17 protein-coding genes, 1 tRNA gene and 4 pseudogenes are annotated in these 18,969 nt (G+C 57.0%); 13 read left to right on the forward strand and 9 right to left on the reverse strand.

From position 1 onward, the window contains the following. Window positions 1–22: 22 nt before the first annotated feature. Both AO064_RS11420 and AO064_RS11425 read right to left on the reverse strand, forming a co-directional pair. Window positions 23–235, reverse strand: a complete 213-nt coding sequence (locus AO064_RS11420) for a cold-shock protein (RefSeq protein ID WP_003234260.1) — start codon at window positions 233–235, stop codon at window positions 23–25. A gap of 289 nt (window positions 236–524) precedes the next feature. After that, window positions 525–839, reverse strand: coding sequence for a hypothetical protein (locus tag AO064_RS11425; protein ID WP_015884935.1), 315 nt, complete (start codon window positions 837–839; stop codon window positions 525–527). A gap of 367 nt (window positions 840–1,206) precedes the next feature. Between AO064_RS11425 and thrS the strand changes: the two genes are divergently transcribed. The 9 genes from thrS to AO064_RS11470 all read left to right on the forward strand — a co-directional run bounded on the left by thrS (window position 1,207) and on the right by AO064_RS11470 (window position 8,663). Then, on the forward strand, window positions 1,207–3,129 hold the full coding sequence (thrS, locus tag AO064_RS11430) for a threonine--tRNA ligase (protein WP_024076468.1): 1,923 nt from the start codon (window positions 1,207–1,209) through the stop codon (window positions 3,127–3,129). Beyond that, entirely contained in the window at window positions 3,129–3,680 is a 552-nt protein-coding gene (gene infC / locus AO064_RS11435) for a translation initiation factor IF-3 (RefSeq protein ID WP_015884933.1), read from the forward strand. Before thrS ends, infC begins: the two co-directional genes overlap by 1 nt. Window positions 3,681–3,740: 60 nt before the next feature. After that, the gene (gene rpmI / locus AO064_RS11440) at window positions 3,741–3,935 is read left to right on the forward strand and encodes a 50S ribosomal protein L35 (protein WP_002553160.1); all 195 of its coding nucleotides are present in this window, start codon (window positions 3,741–3,743) and stop codon (window positions 3,933–3,935) included. A 30-nt stretch (window positions 3,936–3,965) separates the two neighbouring features. After that, the gene (gene rplT / locus AO064_RS11445; protein ID WP_003174975.1) at window positions 3,966–4,322 is read left to right on the forward strand and encodes a 50S ribosomal protein L20; all 357 of its coding nucleotides are present in this window, start codon (window positions 3,966–3,968) and stop codon (window positions 4,320–4,322) included. Window positions 4,323–4,431: 109 nt separating this feature from the next. Continuing rightward, on the forward strand, window positions 4,432–5,448 hold the full coding sequence (gene pheS, locus AO064_RS11450; protein WP_003192486.1) for a phenylalanine--tRNA ligase subunit alpha: 1,017 nt from the start codon (window positions 4,432–4,434) through the stop codon (window positions 5,446–5,448). Window positions 5,449–5,474: 26 nt separating this feature from the next. After that, window positions 5,475–7,853: a phenylalanine--tRNA ligase subunit beta gene (pheT, locus tag AO064_RS11455; protein ID WP_064053340.1), complete on the forward strand. Its 2,379-nt coding sequence runs from the start codon at window positions 5,475–5,477 to the stop codon at window positions 7,851–7,853. A gap of 3 nt (window positions 7,854–7,856) precedes the next feature. Continuing rightward, entirely contained in the window at window positions 7,857–8,159 is a 303-nt protein-coding gene (ihfA, locus tag AO064_RS11460) for an integration host factor subunit alpha (protein ID WP_002553164.1), read from the forward strand. Continuing rightward, entirely contained in the window at window positions 8,140–8,496 is a 357-nt protein-coding gene (locus AO064_RS11465) for a MerR family transcriptional regulator (protein ID WP_003174972.1), read from the forward strand. Before ihfA ends, AO064_RS11465 begins: the two co-directional genes overlap by 20 nt. 90 nt (window positions 8,497–8,586) lie before the next feature. Next, window positions 8,587–8,663: transfer RNA gene (locus tag AO064_RS11470), tRNA-Pro, on the forward strand. Between the two features lie 332 nt (window positions 8,664–8,995). On the opposite strand, the gene AO064_RS11475 is transcribed toward AO064_RS11470, so the two are convergent. Then, window positions 8,996–9,496 carry a GAF domain-containing protein gene (locus AO064_RS11475; RefSeq protein WP_064053341.1) on the reverse strand — a complete coding sequence of 167 codons (501 nt, stop codon included), beginning with the start codon at window positions 9,494–9,496 and terminating at the stop codon, window positions 8,996–8,998. Between the two features lie 88 nt (window positions 9,497–9,584). Further along, entirely contained in the window at window positions 9,585–11,210 is a 1,626-nt protein-coding gene (locus tag AO064_RS11480; protein WP_064053370.1) for a methyl-accepting chemotaxis protein, read from the reverse strand. Between the two features lie 599 nt (window positions 11,211–11,809). Here AO064_RS11480 and AO064_RS11485 point away from each other — a divergent pair. After that, window positions 11,810–12,013, forward strand: coding sequence for a hypothetical protein (locus tag AO064_RS11485; RefSeq protein ID WP_064053342.1), 204 nt, complete (start codon window positions 11,810–11,812; stop codon window positions 12,011–12,013). 782 nt (window positions 12,014–12,795) lie between these two features. On the opposite strand, the pseudogene AO064_RS11495 reads toward AO064_RS11485, so the two are convergent. After that, window positions 12,796–13,014, reverse strand: a pseudogene (locus AO064_RS11495) (winged helix-turn-helix domain-containing protein); the annotation flags it as partial. Between AO064_RS11495 and AO064_RS11500 the strand changes: the two are divergent. Continuing rightward, a pseudogene (locus AO064_RS11500) lies at window positions 13,011–13,358 on the forward strand (TolC family protein); the annotation flags it as partial. The pseudogenes AO064_RS11495 and AO064_RS11500 sit on opposite strands and share 4 nt — an antisense overlap. Window positions 13,359–13,567: 209 nt before the next feature. Here the strand turns inward: AO064_RS11500 and AO064_RS11505 are convergent. Beyond that, window positions 13,568–15,103 carry a sensor domain-containing diguanylate cyclase gene (locus tag AO064_RS11505; RefSeq protein WP_064053345.1) on the reverse strand — a complete coding sequence of 512 codons (1,536 nt, stop codon included), beginning with the start codon at window positions 15,101–15,103 and terminating at the stop codon, window positions 13,568–13,570. A 262-nt stretch (window positions 15,104–15,365) separates the two neighbouring features. Continuing rightward, window positions 15,366–16,406 (reverse strand): zinc-dependent alcohol dehydrogenase family protein, encoded by a 1,041-nt coding sequence (locus tag AO064_RS11510; protein WP_064053346.1) that lies wholly within the window; start codon window positions 16,404–16,406, stop codon window positions 15,366–15,368. Between the two features lie 185 nt (window positions 16,407–16,591). On the opposite strand from AO064_RS11510, the gene AO064_RS11515 reads away from it, so the two are divergent. Further along, a complete protein-coding gene (locus tag AO064_RS11515) occupies window positions 16,592–17,074 on the forward strand; it encodes an Lrp/AsnC family transcriptional regulator (RefSeq protein ID WP_064053347.1) in 483 nt (160 codons plus the stop codon). Window positions 17,075–17,076: 2 nt separating this feature from the next. On the opposite strand, the pseudogene AO064_RS30215 reads toward AO064_RS11515, so the two are convergent. Beyond that, a pseudogene (locus AO064_RS30215) lies at window positions 17,077–17,379 on the reverse strand (BamA/TamA family outer membrane protein); the annotation flags it as partial. Between AO064_RS30215 and AO064_RS11520 the strand changes: the two are divergent. Then, window positions 17,311–17,535, forward strand: a pseudogene (locus AO064_RS11520) (gamma-glutamyltransferase); the annotation flags it as partial. The pseudogenes AO064_RS30215 and AO064_RS11520 sit on opposite strands and share 69 nt — an antisense overlap. A gap of 6 nt (window positions 17,536–17,541) precedes the next feature. On the opposite strand, the gene AO064_RS11525 reads toward AO064_RS11520, so the two are convergent. Then, window positions 17,542–18,942, reverse strand: a complete 1,401-nt coding sequence (locus tag AO064_RS11525; RefSeq protein WP_064053349.1) for an L-lactate permease — start codon at window positions 18,940–18,942, stop codon at window positions 17,542–17,544. Window positions 18,943–18,969 lie beyond the last annotated feature (27 nt).

Raw genomic sequence — 18,969 nt, forward strand, 5'->3', positions numbered from 1 at the left:
GTTTTTTTAGCTCAGCGGAGAATTACTCGCCGCGAACCTGTGCAGCTTGCATACCCTTTTGGCCTTTCTCAGCCACGAAGGAAACGGTTTGGCCTTCTTTCAGGCTTTTGAAACCGTCGCTTTCGATAGCTTTGAAGTGTACGAACAGGTCGTCACCGCCACCTTGAGGAGTGATGAAGCCGAAGCCTTTTTCATCGTTGAACCATTTAACGGTGCCGGTTTGGCGATTAGACATGGTGTATCTCCAAGAAACATATATTTTCAGTAGTGCTGTGCTGCTCAGGCCAACTGGGCACACCGGGCTATCATAGTCGAAATGTTCGGCTTGGGAGCCCCCCCAAGGCATTGTTTGCTAATCAATAGCGTTGCGTTTAGTGCCTGATCCGGCTGAAAGCCCCGATCTACGGGGCTTTGGCTCGAAATATCAACTGGTAAAAAAAGCCGTAAAAGCTGCGTAATTTGTGAGAAACGGCAGTTTTAAGCCCGTTTTACCGCCAAAAAAGCCGTGAGATCAGCGGCAAATCTTACTTTTTCTTCACGACTTTGCAGGACGAAATAGCCGCGACTGCCTTGTTTTTCAGCTCCGGGCTGGCGTTCTGGTTGGTCATGAGCTCTTTGATTTCCGCAGTGCTCAATTCGGCGTTGATCTTGTCAGCGCCACATTCGCAGTGGGCTTTGGCAGTTTTGGCGTCCACGTTCTGGCTGGCGGCTGCGCTGCAATCGCTGACGAAGCTGTCACGGGCACCGGCTGGCCAGTTCGACGGGGCTGCTGCCTGCGCGCCGAGGGAAAGGAGGGTCAGGGAAGCGGCGAGAGCGAGGGTGGAGGTAAAACGCATCATGAGGATGCTCCTTTGGGTCGAGGACGAACGGCGATTCTCAGTGGGTTTGAGGCATTGCGTACAGCTCAAGTTCACTTTTGCAGCTATAAAGGCTGGAATTTGTCTTTACGCAAGATAGCAGCCCCGCGATGACCGTTCATCTGTGCTAGGATCTTGCGCTTGGCTATTTCCAGGCGCGCCAATTGCCGCCTTGCCATGTTCTTTTTAGCTCACTCCAGTCACTCTGGTTCGATTATCGGTTGGCCGAAAGGCTCCTGCCGCTGTAAGGCAGGCGTTCATCACTGAACGGCCTGGTGTTGGATCTTGTACTGGCTCATCCCAACCCACGTGACCTTTGGTAGGGGTCACCACTAGGAGAGGAGGCGCCATGCCAACTATTACTCTTCCCGACGGCAGTCAACGTTCATTCGATCATTCGGTTTCCGTAGCCGAGGTCGCCGCATCCATTGGTGCAGGCCTGGCCAAGGCCACCGTTGCCGGCAAGGTTGACGGCAAGCTGGTTGACGCCAGCGACCTGATCACCAGCGACGCCAGCCTGCAAATCATCACGCCCAAGGACCAAGAGGGCCTGGAGATCATTCGCCACTCTTGCGCTCACTTGATTGGCCACGCGGTCAAGCAGCTGTATCCAACCGCGAAGATGGTAATCGGCCCGGTCATCGACGAAGGCTTCTATTACGACATCGCCTACGAGCGTCCTTTCACCCCGGACGATCTGGCCGCCATCGAACAACGCATGCACGCGCTGATCGAAAAAGATTACGACGTGATCAAGAAAGTCACGCCGCGCGCCGAAGTGATCGACGTGTTCACCGCCCGTGGCGAAGACTACAAGCTGCGCCTGGTGGAAGACATGCCGGACGAGCAGGCCATGGGCCTGTACTACCACGAAGAATACGTCGACATGTGCCGTGGCCCGCACGTGCCGAACACACGCTTCCTCAAGTCCTTCAAGCTGACCAAGCTGTCCGGCGCCTACTGGCGTGGCGACGCGAAGAACGAGCAACTGCAGCGGATCTACGGCACTGCCTGGGCTGACAAGAAGCAGCTGGCAGCCTACATCCAGCGCATCGAAGAAGCCGAAAAACGCGACCATCGCAAGATCGGCAAGCGCCTGAACCTGTTCCACCTCCAGGAAGAAGCGCCGGGCATGGTGTTCTGGCACCCCAACGGCTGGACCCTGTACCAGGTACTCGAGCAGTACATGCGCAAGGTTCAGCGCGAAAACGGCTACCTGGAGATCAAGACTCCCCAGGTCGTTGACCGCAGCCTGTGGGAGAAATCCGGGCACTGGGCCAACTACGCCGACAACATGTTCACCACCCAGTCGGAAAACCGCGATTACGCCATCAAGCCAATGAACTGCCCATGCCACGTGCAGGTGTTCAACCAGGGCCTGAAGAGCTACCGCGAGTTGCCGATGCGCCTGGCCGAGTTTGGTGCCTGTCACCGTAACGAGCCGTCGGGTGCGCTGCACGGCATCATGCGTGTGCGTGGCTTCACCCAGGACGACGCCCACATCTTCTGCACTGAAGAGCAGATGCAGGCCGAATCCGCAGCGTTCATCAAACTGACCATGGACGTTTATCGCGATTTCGGCTTCACCGAAGTTGAGATGAAACTGTCCACTCGTCCGGAAAAGCGCGTCGGCTCCGACGAGCTGTGGGATCGCGCCGAAGCGGCATTGGCCGCAGCGCTGGACAGTGCGGGGCTTGCGTACGACCTGCAGCCGGGTGAGGGCGCGTTCTACGGTCCGAAGATCGAGTTCTCGCTGAAAGATTGCCTTGGCCGCGTCTGGCAGTGTGGTACCCTGCAGCTCGATTTTAACCTGCCGATCCGTCTGGGAGCCGAATACGTCTCCGAAGACAACAGCCGTAAACACCCGGTTATGCTGCACCGGGCGATCCTCGGCTCGTTCGAACGGTTCGTCGGGATCCTGATCGAGCACTACGAGGGTGCATTCCCTGCGTGGCTGGCGCCGACTCAGGCAGTGATCATGAATATCACTGATAAACAGGCAGATTTTGCCGCTGAAGTTGAAAAAACACTCAACGAAAGCGGATTTCGTGCCAAGTCCGACTTGAGAAATGAAAAGATCGGCTTTAAAATCCGCGAGCATACTTTGCTCAAGGTTCCCTATCTCTTGGTTATCGGAGATCGGGAAGTCGAGATGCAGACTGTCGCTGTGCGTACTCGTGAAGGTGCTGACCTGGGCTCGATGCCCGTCGCCCAGTTCGCTGAGTTCCTCGCGCAAGCGGTTTCCCGGCGTGGTCGCCCAGATTCGGAGTAATTATTATTAAGCGTGAAATGAGACAAGATAAACGAGCTGCACCGAAAGCCCCGATCAACGAGAATATCTCGGCACGCGAGGTTCGGTTAATTGGCGCTGACGGCGAGCAGATTGGCATCGTCTCGATTGATGAAGCGCTTCGTATTGCTGAAGAGTCCAAATTGGACTTGGTGGAAATTTCCGCCGATGCAATCCCACCCGTTTGCCGGGTGATGGACTACGGCAAGTCGATCTTCGAAAAGAAGAAGCAGGTTGCCGCAGCGAAGAAGAACCAGAAGCAGATTCAAGTAAAAGAAATCAAGTTTCGTCCAGGGACGGAGGAAGGGGATTACCAGGTAAAACTGCGCAACCTGGTACGTTTCCTGAGTGATGGGGACAGGGCCAAGGTATCCTTGCGATTCCGCGGCCGTGAGATGGCCCACCAGGAGCTGGGGATGGAACTCCTCAAGCGGGTTGAAGCTGACCTGCTGGAGTACGGTTCCGTCGAGCAGCATCCTAAGATGGAAGGACGCCAGCTGATCATGGTCATCGCCCCGAAAAAGAAGAAGTAATCAACAGGGCACGGCAGGCCTTCTGATTATGTTTATCAACTGAATGCGGAGTATCCGAACATGCCAAAGATGAAGACTAAAAGTGGTGCTGCTAAGCGGTTTCTGAAAACTGCTAACGGTATCAAGCACAAGCACGCTTTCAAGAGCCACATCCTGACCAAAATGTCGACCAAGCGTAAGCGTCAACTGCGCGGTAGCAGCTTGCTGCATCCGTCTGACGTGGCAAAAGTCGAGCGCATGCTGCGCCTTCGTTAATTTTTGGATCAAGAATAGAGGAAGTAACTCATGGCTCGTGTAAAGCGTGGCGTCATTGCCCGTAAACGTCACAAAAAAATTCTGAAACTTGCTAAAGGCTACTACGGCGCGCGTTCACGCGTATTCCGTGTTGCCAAGCAAGCGGTAATCAAGGCAGGCCAATACGCCTACCGCGACCGTCGTCAGAAAAAACGTCAGTTCCGCGCTCTGTGGATCGCTCGTATCAACGCCGGTGCACGTGTTAACGGTCTGTCCTACAGCCGTTTCATCGCTGGCCTGAAAAAAGCGTCCATCGAAATCGACCGTAAGGTTCTGGCTGAACTGGCCGTGAACGAAAAAGCGGTGTTTGCTGCGATTGTCGAGAAAGCTAAAGCCACCTTGGCTTAAGTACCCCCGACAGTCACCCTGGGCTACTCCTGTAGTCCACGGTGGTAAACGTCATAAATAGGGGAAGAGCCTTCAAGCTCTTCCCCTATTTTGTATCTGGAGTCTGTACATGGAAAACCTGGACGCGCTCGTTGCTCAAGCCCTTGAGGCAGTGCAAAGCGCTGAAGATGTAAATGCCCTGGAGCAAATCCGGGTTCACTACCTTGGAAAAAAAGGTGAATTGACTCAGGTGATGAAGACCCTGGGGAATTTGCCGGCTGAAGAGCGTCCGCAAGTCGGTGCGCTGATCAACGTCGCCAAGGAGCGTGTCACAGAGGTTCTCAATGCGCGCAAGGCGTCGCTCGAGGAGGCCGATCTTGCGGCCAAGCTCGCCGCCGAGTCCATTGACGTAACCCTGCCTGGCCGTGGCCAGGCCTCGGGCGGTCTGCACCCGATCACCCGGACTCTGGAACGTATCGAGCAGTTTTTCACCCACATTGGCTACGGCATCGCCGAAGGCCCTGAGGTCGAAGACGACTATCACAACTTCGAGGCGCTCAACATCCCAGGTCATCACCCGGCCCGGTCGATGCACGACACCTTCTATTTCAACGCGAACATGTTGTTGCGCACCCATACCTCGCCGGTACAGGTCCGCACCATGGAAGCGAACAAGCCGCCGATTCGCATTGTCTGCCCAGGCCGTGTGTACCGCAGCGACTCCGATATCACCCACTCGCCGATGTTCCACCAGGTCGAAGGCCTGCTGGTTGATCGCGATATCAACTTCGCCGACCTCAAAGGCACCATCGAAGAATTCCTGCGGGTGTTCTTCGAGAAAGAGCTGGCGGTGCGATTCCGTCCATCGTTCTTCCCGTTCACCGAACCCTCCGCTGAAGTCGACATGGAATGCGTGATGTGCAGCGGTAAAGGCTGTCGCGTCTGCAAGCAGACCGGCTGGCTGGAAGTGATGGGCTGCGGCATGGTTCACCCCAACGTGCTGCGCATGTCCGGCATTGATCCGGAAGAGTTCTCGGGTTTTGCCTTCGGCATGGGCGTTGAGCGTCTGGCCATGCTGCGTTACGGCGTGAACGACTTGCGTCTGTTCTTCGACAACGACTTGCGGTTCCTCGCGCAATTTCGCTAGTCGTAACGAATCTTTAGGAGAGCAGGATGAAATTCAGTGAACAATGGCTGCGTGGCTGGGTAAGCCCGCAGGTAGATCGCGACGAGCTGGTTGCTCGTCTGTCGATGGCCGGTCTTGAGGTCGATAGCGTCACTCCGGCCGCCGGTGTTTTCAGCGGCGTCGTAGTGGGCGAGGTGCTGAGCACCGAGCAGCATCCCGATGCCGACAAGTTGCGTGTGTGCCAGGTCAGCAATGGCGCGGAAACCTTCCAGGTCGTGTGCGGAGCGCCTAACGTGCGCCCGGGCCTGAAGATCCCTTTCGCCATGATCGGTGCCGAGCTGCCAGGCGATTTCAAGATCAAGAAAGCCAAGCTGCGTGGCGTCGAGTCCAACGGCATGCTGTGCTCCCAGGCGGAGCTGCAGGTCGGCGAGGGCAATGATGGCCTGATGGAACTGCCGGGCGATGCGCCGGCGGGCCAGGACATCCGCGTTTACCTGGAACTGGAAGACGCCAGCATCGAGGTCGACCTGACCCCGAACCGTGGCGACTGCCTGTCCCTGGCCGGCCTGGCGCGTGAAGTGGGCGCGTTGTACAACGCTCCGGTCACCCGCCCTGTGGTTGCCGCCGTGCCTGCGGTACACGATGAAGTACGCCCGATCGACGTACTGGCGCCAAACGCCTGCCCGCGTTACCTGGGTCGTGTGATCCGTAACGTCGATCTGTCCAAGCCAACCCCGCTGTGGATGGTTGAGCGCCTGCGCCGTGCTGACGTGCGCAGCATCGACGCGGCCGTCGACATTACCAACTACGTGATGCTGGAGCTGGGCCAACCGCTGCATGCGTTCGACCTCGCCGAAATCAACGGCGGCATCCGCGTACGCATGGCGGAAGAAGGCGAGAAGCTGGTGCTGCTCGACGGCCAGGAAGTCAGCCTGCGTGCCGACACCCTGGTCATCGCCGACCACTCCCGCGCCCTGGCGATTGCCGGCGTGATGGGTGGCGAGCACAGCGGTGTGTCCGAGACCACCCGCGACGTGTTCCTTGAGAGTGCCTTCTTCGACCAGATCGCCATCGCCGGCAAGGCCCGTTCCTATGGCCTGCACACCGATGCGTCGCACCGCTACGAGCGCGGCGTGGACTGGAAGCTGGCGCGTGAAGCCATGGAGCGCGCCACTGGCCTGCTGCTGGAAATCACCGGCGGCGAAGCGGGTCCGATCACCGAAACCGTCAGCGAGCAGTACTTGCCGTCCGTTGCGCCGATCACCCTGCGCGCCAAAAGTGTCGAGCAGATGCTCGGCCTGGTCATCGCGCCGGCTGAAATCGAGCAACTGTTATCCGCTCTCGGCCTGGGTATTTCCGCAGGCGGGGAAGGGCAGTGGACCGTTGAAGTGCCAAGCCATCGCTTCGATATCAGCCTGGAAGTCGACCTGATCGAAGAACTGGCTCGCCTCTACGGCTACAACCGCCTGCCGGTTCGTTACCCGCAAGCGCGCCTGGCGCCGCAACCCAAGGCCGAGGCGCGTGCGCACCTGCCTGAGCTGCGTCGTCTGTTGGTTGCCCGTGGCTATCAGGAAGCGGTGACCTACAGCTTCATCGATCCTAAACAGTTCGAGCTGTTCAACCCTGGCGTCGAGCCGCTGCTGCTGGCGAACCCGATCTCCAACGACATGGCGGCCATGCGTTCGTCCCTGTGGCCAGGCCTGGTGAAAGCACTTTCCCATAACCTGAACCGTCAGCAAGATCGCGTGCGTATGTTCGAAAGCGGCCTGCGTTTTGTCGGCCAACTCGACGGCCTGAAACAAGAGCCAATGCTCGCTGGCGTGGTGTGCGGTAGCCGCCTCCCGGAAGGCTGGGCGCAGGGCCGCGATGCCGTGGACTTCTTCGACGTCAAGGCTGACGTAGAAGCGGTGCTGGGCTTTGCCGGTGCTCTGGATGCCTTCACCTTCGTTCCTGGCAGCCATCCGGCATTGCACCCGGGCCAGACGGCACGTATCGAGCGCGAAGGGCGCCTGGTGGGCTTCGTCGGTGCCATTCACCCTGAACTGTCGAAAACCCTCGGTCTCGACCGTCCGGTCTTCGTCTTTGAGCTGGTCCTGGCTGAAGTCGCCTCGGGCAAAATGCCTAAATTCAGCGAGCTGTCGCGCTTCCCTGAAGTGCGCCGCGATTTGGCGCTGATCGCTGACCGCGAAGTGGCCGCCACTGCCGTTCTGGACGTAATCCGTGAAAATGCAGGGGAATGGCTGACAGACCTCAGGCTATTTGACGTCTATCAGGGTAAAGGTATTGATCCGCATAGAAAAAGCCTCGCAGTTGGCTTGACCTGGCAGCATCCATCGCGCACTCTTAATGACGATGAGGTGAATACCACGACACAAAATATCCTCACCTCGCTCGAACAAAGGTTGAACGCCACGTTAAGGAAGTGACGTATGGGGGCTTTGACGAAAGCTGAGATGGCGGAACGTCTGTACGAAGAGTTGGGTCTGAACAAACGCGAAGCCAAGGAATTGGTCGAGCTGTTTTTTGAAGAGATCAGACACGCTCTGGAAGACAACGAACAGGTCAAATTGTCCGGTTTCGGCAATTTTGACCTGCGGGACAAACGCCAGCGGCCTGGCCGCAATCCAAAAACGGGAGAAGAAATCCCGATCACGGCTCGCCGTGTGGTCACCTTTCGTCCAGGGCAGAAGTTGAAGGCCCGAGTTGAGGCTTATGCTGGAACCAAGTCATAACGACGAGCTACCCGTCATCCCAGGCAAACGCTACTTCACCATTGGTGAAGTCAGCGAGCTCTGTGCGGTAAAACCGCACGTGCTGCGCTATTGGGAGCAGGAGTTTCCTCAACTCAACCCCGTCAAACGCACCGGGAACCGTCGGTATTATCAGCGCCAGGATGTGCTGATGATCCGACAGATCCGCGCGTTGCTGTACGACCAGGGGTTCACCATCAGCGGCGCGCGCCAGCGCATGTCCGGTGATGAAGCCAAAGACGACACCACCCAATACAAGCAACTGATCCGCCAGATGATCTCCGAGCTCGAAGATGTGCTGGTGGTTCTGAAAAAGTAATTCCGGCTTTTAAAATACTTCCACATTTCAAAAGCTTGCGGTATATTCCGGATCGCTTCGTCAAGAAGCGAACCCAGTAACACGCCTAGTCGGGGCGTAGCGCAGTCCGGTAGCGCACTAGCATGGGGTGCTAGGGGTCGAGTGTTCGAATCACTCCGTCCCGACCATATTATTCAATGACTTAGCCGAACGCTTACCCGTTCGGCTTTTTCATGCGTGGGGACTTTTGCGGGGGATCATCCCGACTTCCTCTTCAAGAGGGGCAGCGCTGGCCATCGATGATGCACATCGCCACATTGTTCAGGATCACCAAGCGTTCATCGCCGCTCTTCATGCCTGCTTTTTCACTCCGCCCGCCGAGTCCTCAGCAGAGGGTCTGGCAGTTCGGTCAGCAACAGGTGCGTGATCGGCAGATCGCCGATGAGCGGGTCAAGCTGCTCGATAGGGGAAGCGGAAACGCCGATCGATGCCACGGATTCAGCCAGTGGCAGCAACGTGTCTAATTCAGCAGCGGATTAGTGAAAAAAACGCATCCGATCAACCTGGCAAATAAAACCAAAGTCTCCTCCAGATCTGGATCTTCAAATAATATTGAGCGTGAATCCAGGGCGCATAGAGCACCAAATAGCCGTCCATCGGGAAGGAAGATAGGGACGCCGGCATAGCTTTCGATCGCATACCGTTTAACTACCGCACGACTTGAGTACCTGCCGTCTTCGCTGACTTTAGGAATAAACAGTGCCTTAGGGTCTCTCCGGAGCTCGCTGCAAAGCGTGATTTCTAGCGCTAGCGTATCACCCGTCTCTATCCCCATATGCAGCGGGTCGTAAGCTGAGCAGACGACCCAGTTTGCTTCGGTGAATTTCGCAATCCCGGCAAACCGCATGCCCGTAATCCGTGTAACGAGCTTTAAAATGCTAGTGGTAGCCTCAATCTCAGCCAACGCTGATCGCTCATCTGAATTAAGCACAGCGTGCAAGGTGATTTCGGGCTTGTCCATATTTCACCTATGCTGTGTTTAGCGGGGCGCGTCGCATTGGCGTGAGAGAGAACCTGCCACACACCTAAAATTGCGTTCCAGCGATTTCCTAGGTTCTGAATCTAAGAACCAAATCGTTTAAGTTGACGGCCAGGCGAGAAAGTTCGTTGCTCGCGGTCAGTGTTTGGCGAGTGCCTTCACTGCTCTGTACTGCAAGGTCGCGGATGCTTATCAGGCTGCGATCAACATCCCGCGCCACGTGAGCTTGTTCCTCTGAGGCGGTTGCAATCTGGATATTACGGTCGTTAATTTCAAGCACCGAATCGATAATTTGGCGCAGTGACTGGCCTGCATGTTCTGCAGTGTCTCGCGTGCTATAGACCTCGGACGTGCTCTTTTGCATTGATTCGACCGCGGCAGAAGAGCCTGCTTGAATCGTGGATATCATCTGTTCAATTTCTTGCGTCGATGTTTGTGTTCGGTGTGCCAGCGCTCGAACTTCATCTGCGACTACTGCAAAACCGCGACCCTGTTCTCCTGCACGAGCCGCTTCAATGGCGGCATTCAAGGCAAGCAGGTTGGTTTGCTCAGCAATTGCCCTTATCACACTTAGGACTTTGCTAATGTCTTGAGCTTGGGCTGCCAGTTCTTTCACCTGATCCGATGACACTTCAACCAAGCCCGTCAACCCGCGCATCGCCGTTAATGTTTCAGTGACTTTTTGATTGCCGAGGTCTGCGGCGATGCTCGACTGCATTGCGGCTTCAGAGGTGGAGTTGGCGTTCCGGGCAACCTCTTCGACCGCGGCACTCATTTCAGTGACCGCGGTGGCGGCTTGCTCTATTTCGCTGTTCTGCTGCTGAAGTGTGCGATCAGCACTTTCAGTAATCGAGGTCATTTCAACGGCAGCGGTACTCAGCTGGGACGACGCTCCTGAGATTTCTAAAATGGTGTGTCGTAAGTTTTTCTGCATCAGATTGAGTGCATGCATCAAGCGCGAAGCTTCATCTGAACCTGTTACTTCAAGATCATGGGTAAGGTCGCCCGCAGCGATATCCTCCGCCAACTTAAGGGATGAGCTGATGGGGCTGACGATGCTGTTAGTGAACAAAACAGCCAGTACGATGGTTAAGATAAACGCCACGATCAGCACCGCTACCAACACTTGGACGCTATGGTTGTATACGTTGGTAGCGTCCACACCAGACGCCACGGCCTGGCGTGCATTTTGCTCGCGCAGAAGTGTCAGTTGCTCTTGATAGACGGTGGCTCTTTGCGCTTGGTCAGTATTGGCAAAAATAACCGCTTGATCATGGTCGGATGAATCCATTGCAATGACTTTTCTGAGGCCGTCGATATAGGCAGTCATAGCCTCGTTGGCTTTTGCGAACTGGATTTCGTCTTGCTCCCCAGACATCAGGTGCGCGCGATAATAATCAGTCTTCGACTGAAGTGTCTGTATTGCTTCTTGGACCTTTGCCAGCGAGAAATCATGCACATCGCGGGTGGTGCTTGAGAGCATGCGAATACTTTCAAGGCGGGCGTGAAGGAGGGCGATTTGGATATCGTCAATGACCTGGATACTGGGGAGGGAGTTTAGCTCGATGTTCTGTTCTGCAGCGCGTAGCCGATCAATTTGTAGATAAGAGAAGCCTGCCAAGCTGACGAGCAGGCATGTAATTAGGCCAAAGCAGACAAAAGCTCTTCGCGCGATACTCAAGGATCTTAATTTCATATAGGCCTCCGAGGGCCGGGTTTTAGTGGCGTGGCATTCCCACGTCATTTCGTTGATCACGAACAAAGGCGGCCTTTACATGCAGCACAGTGATTTCCAGTTGCAGCTTGCGGGCTGTGCTTGAAACGAAGAATGCAAAAAAATGTATTGAGGTAATAGGTGCGCCAAATGATTGCGCGCTAATCAATTGAGGCGGCGCTTTTCGAGCACTGTGTAAGGTGGAGTGGTATTGGTTTGAACTGCTGATTCCGGCAGCTGCCGAAATAACTACCACCCAGAGGACATCCTGATGACTGAAGAAAAGAACAACGAGCCCGAGCAAGAAACCCCGGCGCATTCGACTGAGAAAGAGCGCGAGCGCCTGAAGGACTTCAACAAGGACGGGATACCGCCTGGCGCATGCTGATCATCAAGCGGCGCGCTTGCAGGTGCTCGTTGCCTGGGGCGTGGTGATATCGGGAAGGGTTTCCTGTCCCGGCACTCCAGGGAATAAGAATCAACCATGGCTACATGCCACCACTGGTCGGATCGACTGCCGCACGGATGAACGATTTTTGCTGGGCACCGCTCTATTTCCGCGGACATAATCAGGTGCTCAAATGCAACCATCAGCGCGGCGTTCTGCGGTAAAAGCCTGGGCAGATATCTACGCCCATGCGGTAGACGAACAGGATATTGAGGATAAATATTTCAAATTGCTGAGGAGGGCCGACGATATGGAGAGCACCGGCCTCATCAATGAGAAGGAGTGGAGGAGGCTTGTTCGCAGAGCGGGCGAATTTCTCGCAAGTACCGCAGAATAAACGTGTAGGGGAGAGCTAGCCCGCTCTCCCTCCCTTCGACATATCGATCTCAAACACAAGTTCATCAGCAAGCTTCTGAATGCTTGGGGCATCTGCAAGCGTGGCAAGATTGATACCTGTCGTGCAGAACATAGCGTCATGGTCGGGCTGTCGCACCAGTATGGTCGCAGTCCAGCCATTCACCAGGATGCAATCTACCTGATGCCCTGGCAAGCTCCGCTCTAAACCCTCAGTCAACGACATTTTCTTCCAGCTGTGCATGATGAGCTATCACTCGGCATTGATGTGAAGTTGACATGCTGCAGTTGAAAAGGTGCCGGCGGTTCAAGGCTGGCGCAATCTCTGGCCGTCATTGCTCAGTGTGGAGCGGTGAGTGGTTGTCTACGACGTCAGCCTATGTTGAGCGTTCGCGGTTTTTCGACGAGTGACGTGTCTAGATCAAGGGTTATGAGGCTTTTAGGGTTGTCACCTCTGGTTTTGGCGATTACTCTGAAAATGTATGGATTGTTACGAATAATTTCGGAGGCGCTGGTTTTTGAGGCGCGATACTTCAGGACGAGGAACGAAACATGTTTTCACACGAAGGTCCCGCAATAGAGCTGTTTTTGTTCGTTTTTGTTGTGGCAGGTCTACTTTTTGTCGCCTGGTTCATTCACCACCAACATGAGCGAAGGAACCGGAAAGGCGTTAAAAAACAACAAAATCGTAACGAGGGCCGTTCTACCTAGGGCCGCTCAATAGACTCATGTCGTTTTGTTCGGCGACCGGCGCCCAGCGGGTCGTCAGGCGCCGGACAACTGAAACCGATAGCCCACCCCATACAAGGACTCGATGGGCGTTTCCCCTGGACACGCCAGCTCCAGCTTGCGCCGCAGGTTGCGCATATGACTGTCCACCGTACGGTCGGTGACCACGCGGTGGTCGGAGTAGAGTTTGTCGAGCAGTTGGTCGCGGGAAAATACCCGGCCGGCGGAACGTGCAAAAGTGCTCAGAAGTCGCAATCAGCGTGCCGATTTTTAACGGGGGGAGTAACCGCGCGGCCCTGGATTCGGCCAAGGTCGTACGCGAGATCCAGGTGCAGACCTATCAGCAAACCCTGCAGACCGCATTCCGCGAAGTGGCCGACGCGCTGGCGGTGCGCAGCACCCTGGATCGCCGAATCGCCGCGCAACAGGCGCTGACCGACGCCAGCCGTAAAAGCTTCGAACTCTCGGATGCCTTGTATCGGAGCGGCTCCCNGCAACGCTCGCTCTACAGCGCACAACAGGACCTGATCACTCTGCGCCTGACCGAGCAGAGTAACCGCATCACGTTATACAAAGTGCTGGGGGGCGGTTCGAATTAACGGCGCTGGCACACGCACATATCACCGCAGCGATGGAACGGCTTGCGCGGATCACGTCGGGCCAGTTCATTCAATGGGGAATCAACAAGGCTCATGACGGGCGATAAAGACACGTTTATTCGAAGTGCCTATCCGCAAAGCCGAGCGTTCAGGAGCAACGGCGCAAACGAAAAGGATGACGGTTGACCGGCGCCCCTGCGTTCGGTTTGTTACCTATTGGCGAGCTGGACTTGATCACGACCACTTGATTTAGCACTGTACATGGCGCTGTCCGCACGCCGAACGAAAGCGTCAAATGATTCCGATGGAATCCAAGTCGCAACGCCGAAGCTACACGTTACTTGACCGGCCTCCTCAAAGGGGAGGGCGCTGACGAGGGCTCGAAGCTTTTCCGCCAACAGCTTCGTATCGTTGAGGTCGCTTCCAGGGCAGATCAATGCAAACTCCTCCCCACCTGTTCTGCACAGAAGATCGGTTTTGCGTATTGCCGAACGTAGTCGCACACACAATGACTTCAGTACGCTATCACCGCACTGATGCCCCTTGAGGTCGTTGATGCGTTTGAAGTGATCGACGTCGAACATGATCAGCGATAAGGGGCTGTGTTGCGCGTCAGCCTCAACGAGCAGGCGTTCCATCAACGCTTCGAAGTGCCGGCGGTTATACACGTCCGTCAGGTGGTCGGTAATGTTCAACAAGCGCAAGTCTTGCGTGCGCTCATCAACCAGAGAGAGCGCGCGCGCACGCTGTGTGATCAGCATGTACACCATGAGCGTCATCAGCAGCGTCAATCCTGCTCCAAACGCGACGATCAGACTGACAAGCGCTGCGTGACTGTTAGAGCTCAAAAATATCGAGCTTGGCCGAAACTGCATCGAGTAGTGCTGGTCGGCTACTTTCAACACGCGTTGAGCGTAAAGCGCCGAAGGGGCGGCTGGCGATAAGCTCTGATAAAAAATGGCGTTCGGCTGCGGCGTGTCGATCAATGACAGGGTCACGTTCAGTCGTTGCAGACTGGGTAACGGAATGCCATGTTCCATCAAGGACGCCAAGCGTATCGTCGAGACGATGAACCCCTGCAAACCATCATCGTTCAGTGAGGCCGCCGAGGACTCCTTGAAAACAGGCGCGACAAAGAAAAACCCGGTATGGCCACTGGTCATTTTCAACGGCGCCGACACGACCAGCCGGTGTGTTTCTCGTGCCTTTCTCAACAAGGCCTCGCGATCCGGGCTGGCGAGCACATCCATGCCCGGTGTTATCTTCACGTCATTGCGCTTGCACAAGTAGAGCAAGATCATGTGCTCCGGACGGCTGGTGAGGGGGGCTTCGGTCTGGGTCGTGGGATCAATCTCATGATACGAAAAGTCACTCGTACCATTGAGTAGCGCTTTTTCGCGAAACGTTTCTAGATCCTGCTCGAGAATCCTCGGTACCCAGCCGTACGTTTCACCCTCTTCGACGAGAGGCGTGACAAACCCCATGAACTCCTTTTCCGTGACATCGTCGGCGTTGATGAAGAAACGCCTGACGGTGTCCAATTTCAAGTCCTGGAAAGTAAAGCGTCGCTGCAGGCGACTGAATCGCTCGTCAACCTCCAGTTGGAACGCAACGCTGACGGTGCGCTGCTCCGACCCGACGAAAAGTATCAGTACCAAGGTCGTGATGGCCACCCCAGCCAGGCACACGAGAACACAAAGGGATACGTCGGATGCTTTGAGGGCGCTCATACGAAAGGACATCATTTCGTGTTCCTTACTCATCGCCAAAAACAACCTGCAGCCACTTGGTACGCTTTTTCGATTATCGGCACGCCAGCCAACATCTTTAAAGATTAGGCGATGAAATATTCACTGTCACCGCAAGTGATAGGGTTACCCGGCCAGCCGGTTTTTGCCGAGCACGTTGCTTCTCCGCCAACGGCTGATCCGCACCGTGAGGAACCGCCTGGCCTGGTCGATGCGCCTACTCCAACCCTGCCGGTTGTGCGGTTGCCTCCTGCATGAGCTAGAACTCGGTCACGACGGTTACGCCGGCGGTCTCGAAGCGATCCATGTTCATCAACGCGTCGATGGACTGCTCCAGGCTGATGGTTTTACCCACGAGTTTTTCCGGCGCCAGTTTTCCGGAGGTGATCATCTGGATCATGGCGTCATAACGATGTGCTTGCATGCCATGGCTGCCATAGATCTCAAGCTCGTGCGCGATGACCTTGCCCATGGGGATCGCCGGCGTGGCGTGGTCGGCGAGCATCAGGCCCACCTGGACGTGCTTGCCTCGACGGCGCAGGTTGTTGATGGAGTTGAAGCACGTGGTGGGATGGCCCAATGCATCCAGCGATACGTGGGCGCCCCCCTGTGTGATGTCCAGCACGGCTTCGGTGACGTCCGCAACGCTGTGTGCGTTCACGGTTGCAACGGCGCCGAGCGCGCGTGCCAGTTCGAGTTTTTCCGGCGAAATATCGATGGCGATGACATTCGCGCCGAGGGCCTGGGCGATCATCACGGCGGACAGGCCCACGCCTCCGCAGCCATGCACCGCCACCCACTGTCCGGCGCTGACGTTGCCTTGGTCAACGACGGCGCGAAATGAAGTCGCGAAGCGGCAGCCCAGGCTCGCAGCGGTAGCGAAGTCCATGCTCTCCGGAAGCGCGACGAGGTTCAAGTCGGCCTGGTGTATACCGACGTACTCCGCAAACGACCCCCAATGAGTGAAGCCCGGTTGAAACTGCGTAGTGCAGACTTGCTGGTTACCGCTGTTGCACTCGGGACACGCGCCACACCCGCCGACAAAGGGCACCGTTACACGGTCGCCGACCTTCCACCGGGTGATGTCCCTGCCAACCTCCGTCACGATGCCGGCAAGCTCATGCCCGGGAACATGCGGCAGTTGGATGTCCGGATCATGCCCCTTCCAACCGTGCCAGTCGCTGCGGCAGACGCCCGTGCCCCGCACCTGTACGACCACACCGTGACGCTCCGGCGTCGGGTCTTCGACGTTCATCAGGCGTGGCGGTTGGGAAAAGGCTTCATAGACAACTGCTTTCATGAAAGTCACCTCTGCTTGGGATAGACACGACGCTGTATTCGATGGGTTTCCAGTGCCGGGCGGCTCGAATCAGTGCTGATCCATTATGTGCGAATGCCTTGAAATTGCTTTTCAGATTGCAGTTGATAGTGGGCGCTGAATGAAATTAATCTTCGTGAGCCGGCACATAATTGAAAGGATCAACCATGCTTGAGCGTCTGGATAAGGTGGATATTGCAATCTCGGAGCGACTGCAGCGAGATGGGCGACTCTCGAACGTCAAGTTGGCGGAGCAACTTTCCCTCAGCGAAGCATCGTGTTGGCGTAAACAGAAACGCCTGGAGGAGTGCGGCGTGATCGAGGGGTATCAAGCCATCCTGAATCGCAGAAAACTGGGCCTGGGGGTGATGGCTTTCGTGCAGATCTCCTGCAGTGATCACAGTGAAGAAGCCACGGAAAAGTTTGAGAAAATCATAGCGTCGGCGCCGCAGGTGCTCAGTTGTCACAATACAACCGGCGAGGCGGATTTTTTACTTCAAGTCGTCGCAAGCGATTTGGACAGCTACAGCAGATTCGTTGAAAAGGTGCTGAGAAAGCTCCCGGGCGTATTGAGTATCCGCTCGAACCTGTCACTGCGAGAAATGAAGACCACCCATCGTTTTCCAGTGGCCGAGCTCCTGAGTATCTGAGGACCTTGAATCAGGGCGGCGGCCTGCTTGTCGGCATTCTCAGGTGTGCGAATCGGATAAGCCAGGTTGACGCTCAATGGCCCCCGCGGGCTGTACCAGGTCACTCCCACCCCCACCGAACTGGCCATCTGGCTCAGGTCCACACCGCCGCAGCCTTGGGTAGTGCTCAGGTAGCACTTGTCCGAATACACCGAGCCCACATCCCAGAACAGCGAAGTGCGCACGGATTTGTTGTCCTGGACGCACCGCGCTGGCAATGGCTGGGCGACATGAAGGTCGGCATCGAACAGGGCGCCTCCCGCGACCTGGCGAATGCCCTGGTGCGGCGCGGGCACCAGGTGCAGATCGCCAGCGACCTCACCGACTACGGGCGCGGGCAGATCATCCTGCGCGACCCGGTCAGCGGGGTGCTGTGCGGCGGCACCGAGCCAAGGGCGGATTCGCATATTGCGGTATGGTAAGGCGCGTCAGTACACGTTAAGCAACACCCAGCCCGCCAGCGCTACCAGCGCGGTGTTCACGCAGGCCAGGGCGAAGCCGAAGCGCACCAACTGGCCTTCTTCCTCGGCGCTGGTCTTGGCCAGCCCGAGCACCAGCATCACGATCGACAGCGAACCCAGCGCGGCATGCCCGGCCGCGCTGTTTTGCACGGCCGCCAACAGCCCGCGTGACGACTCGGGCAGCAGCGCCACGGCCGGCATGAAGATCGCGTTGCCGCCGACGTTGGAGCCGGTCATGTAGCCCGACAATCCGCCGAGTAACGCCACCAACGGCGCTGCGGCGCTATCCGGCAGCCCAATCAGCACCTGGACAAGGCCGTCGAGAAAGCCGGCCTTGACCATCATCTGCGACATGGCCAGGAAGAATAAAATCGTCAGCAATGGCCGCCGTGCACGTGCGCCGAGCGTGCCGAGCAAGGCCCCGCCGCCCCGCCTGTGCACCCACACCAGCACGAGCAACAAAGCAATGCCGGGAGACGCCAGCGGTTTCCAGGCGACGTGCTGGCCGCGCACCACCCAGGCGTCTTCCAGGTGGGTGAGGGCATTGAGGCCCTTGAGCAGCACGATGCAAATGATCAGCGCCAGGTAGGGCCAGGCTTTTCGCGGCCAGGCCAGCGCCGTCGCGCCCTGGCGTCGATGCAACGCCAGCAGCAAGGTCGTAGCGGCCACGCTCAATCCCGCGCTCACGCCGGCCACTTCCGGGCCCAGCCAACGGCTCGACGCGTAGAGCACGCCCAGAAACAGCAGGCCCAATCCCACCAAGGCGCGGCTGATACCCACCCCACAACAGTACGACGCCAGGGCCGCCAGCACGATGAAGACCGGCGCACTTGTCAGCGCTGAGGTCGACGCCAGCGCGGCTGCATCCACATGTGCCAGTGACGCGCCGATCACCGTCGCCAGGCCCAGGGTGCCCCACGGCATGATCGCCATGCCGGTCAACGCCACGCGCAGCGCGATGCGGCGTTCGAACAGACTCAGCAACAACGGCACCGTGGCGATCAATGAAACGCCGAATCCAGTCATTGCCTCCAGTAACGGCGCCAGCCCCAGCACGATGAATACCACCAACTCGGCGCGCTTCAAGCCCAATGCCTGTACCCATTCGCTCAGCGCCTGGTTGACCCCCATGCGCTCGATCAGAATCACGAACGCCAGCCCCGGCACAATCACCAACGCGGTGCTGGCGAACAACACCGCCGTGTCCTTGAAGGCCGCCATCGCGGCACTCGGCAGCAACCCCTCGAACAGCCATAACACCGCCACCAGTGCGGCACCGGCAATCGCTGCCTGAACCGGTGGGCGACGCAACACCATCAGCATCGACATCACCAGCAACACCGGTGACAGGTGGATCAACAACGCCATGAGACACTCCCTTTCTGCATGCCAGAG

This window comes from Pseudomonas marginalis (assembly GCF_001645105.1).
GTDB lineage: Bacteria > Pseudomonadota > Gammaproteobacteria > Pseudomonadales > Pseudomonadaceae > Aquipseudomonas > Aquipseudomonas petroselini.

Coding starts and splice junctions, on each gene's coding strand:
- rplT (WP_003174975.1), top strand. CDS start 3,966: ATGGCTCGTGTAAAGCGTGGCGTCATTGCCCGTAAACGTCACAAAAAA.
- AO064_RS11525 (WP_064053349.1), bottom strand. CDS start 18,942: ATGGCGTTGTTGATCCACCTGTCACCGGTGTTGCTGGTGATGTCGATG.
- rpmI (WP_002553160.1), top strand. CDS start 3,741: ATGCCAAAGATGAAGACTAAAAGTGGTGCTGCTAAGCGGTTTCTGAAA.
- AO064_RS11425 (WP_015884935.1), bottom strand. CDS start 839: ATGATGCGTTTTACCTCCACCCTCGCTCTCGCCGCTTCCCTGACCCTC.
- AO064_RS11465 (WP_003174972.1), top strand. CDS start 8,140: ATGCTGGAACCAAGTCATAACGACGAGCTACCCGTCATCCCAGGCAAA.
- AO064_RS11510 (WP_064053346.1), bottom strand. CDS start 16,406: ATGAAAGCAGTTGTCTATGAAGCCTTTTCCCAACCGCCACGCCTGATG.
- AO064_RS11420 (WP_003234260.1), bottom strand. CDS start 235: ATGTCTAATCGCCAAACCGGCACCGTTAAATGGTTCAACGATGAAAAA.
- AO064_RS11515 (WP_064053347.1), top strand. CDS start 16,592: ATGCTTGAGCGTCTGGATAAGGTGGATATTGCAATCTCGGAGCGACTG.
- AO064_RS11505 (WP_064053345.1), bottom strand. CDS start 15,103: ATGATGTCCTTTCGTATGAGCGCCCTCAAAGCATCCGACGTATCCCTT.
- pheS (WP_003192486.1), top strand. CDS start 4,432: ATGGAAAACCTGGACGCGCTCGTTGCTCAAGCCCTTGAGGCAGTGCAA.
- AO064_RS11485 (WP_064053342.1), top strand. CDS start 11,810: ATGCAACCATCAGCGCGGCGTTCTGCGGTAAAAGCCTGGGCAGATATC.
- thrS (WP_024076468.1), top strand. CDS start 1,207: ATGCCAACTATTACTCTTCCCGACGGCAGTCAACGTTCATTCGATCAT.
- AO064_RS11480 (WP_064053370.1), bottom strand. CDS start 11,210: ATGAAATTAAGATCCTTGAGTATCGCGCGAAGAGCTTTTGTCTGCTTT.
- ihfA (WP_002553164.1), top strand. CDS start 7,857: ATGGGGGCTTTGACGAAAGCTGAGATGGCGGAACGTCTGTACGAAGAG.
- AO064_RS11475 (WP_064053341.1), bottom strand. CDS start 9,496: ATGGACAAGCCCGAAATCACCTTGCACGCTGTGCTTAATTCAGATGAG.
- pheT (WP_064053340.1), top strand. CDS start 5,475: ATGAAATTCAGTGAACAATGGCTGCGTGGCTGGGTAAGCCCGCAGGTA.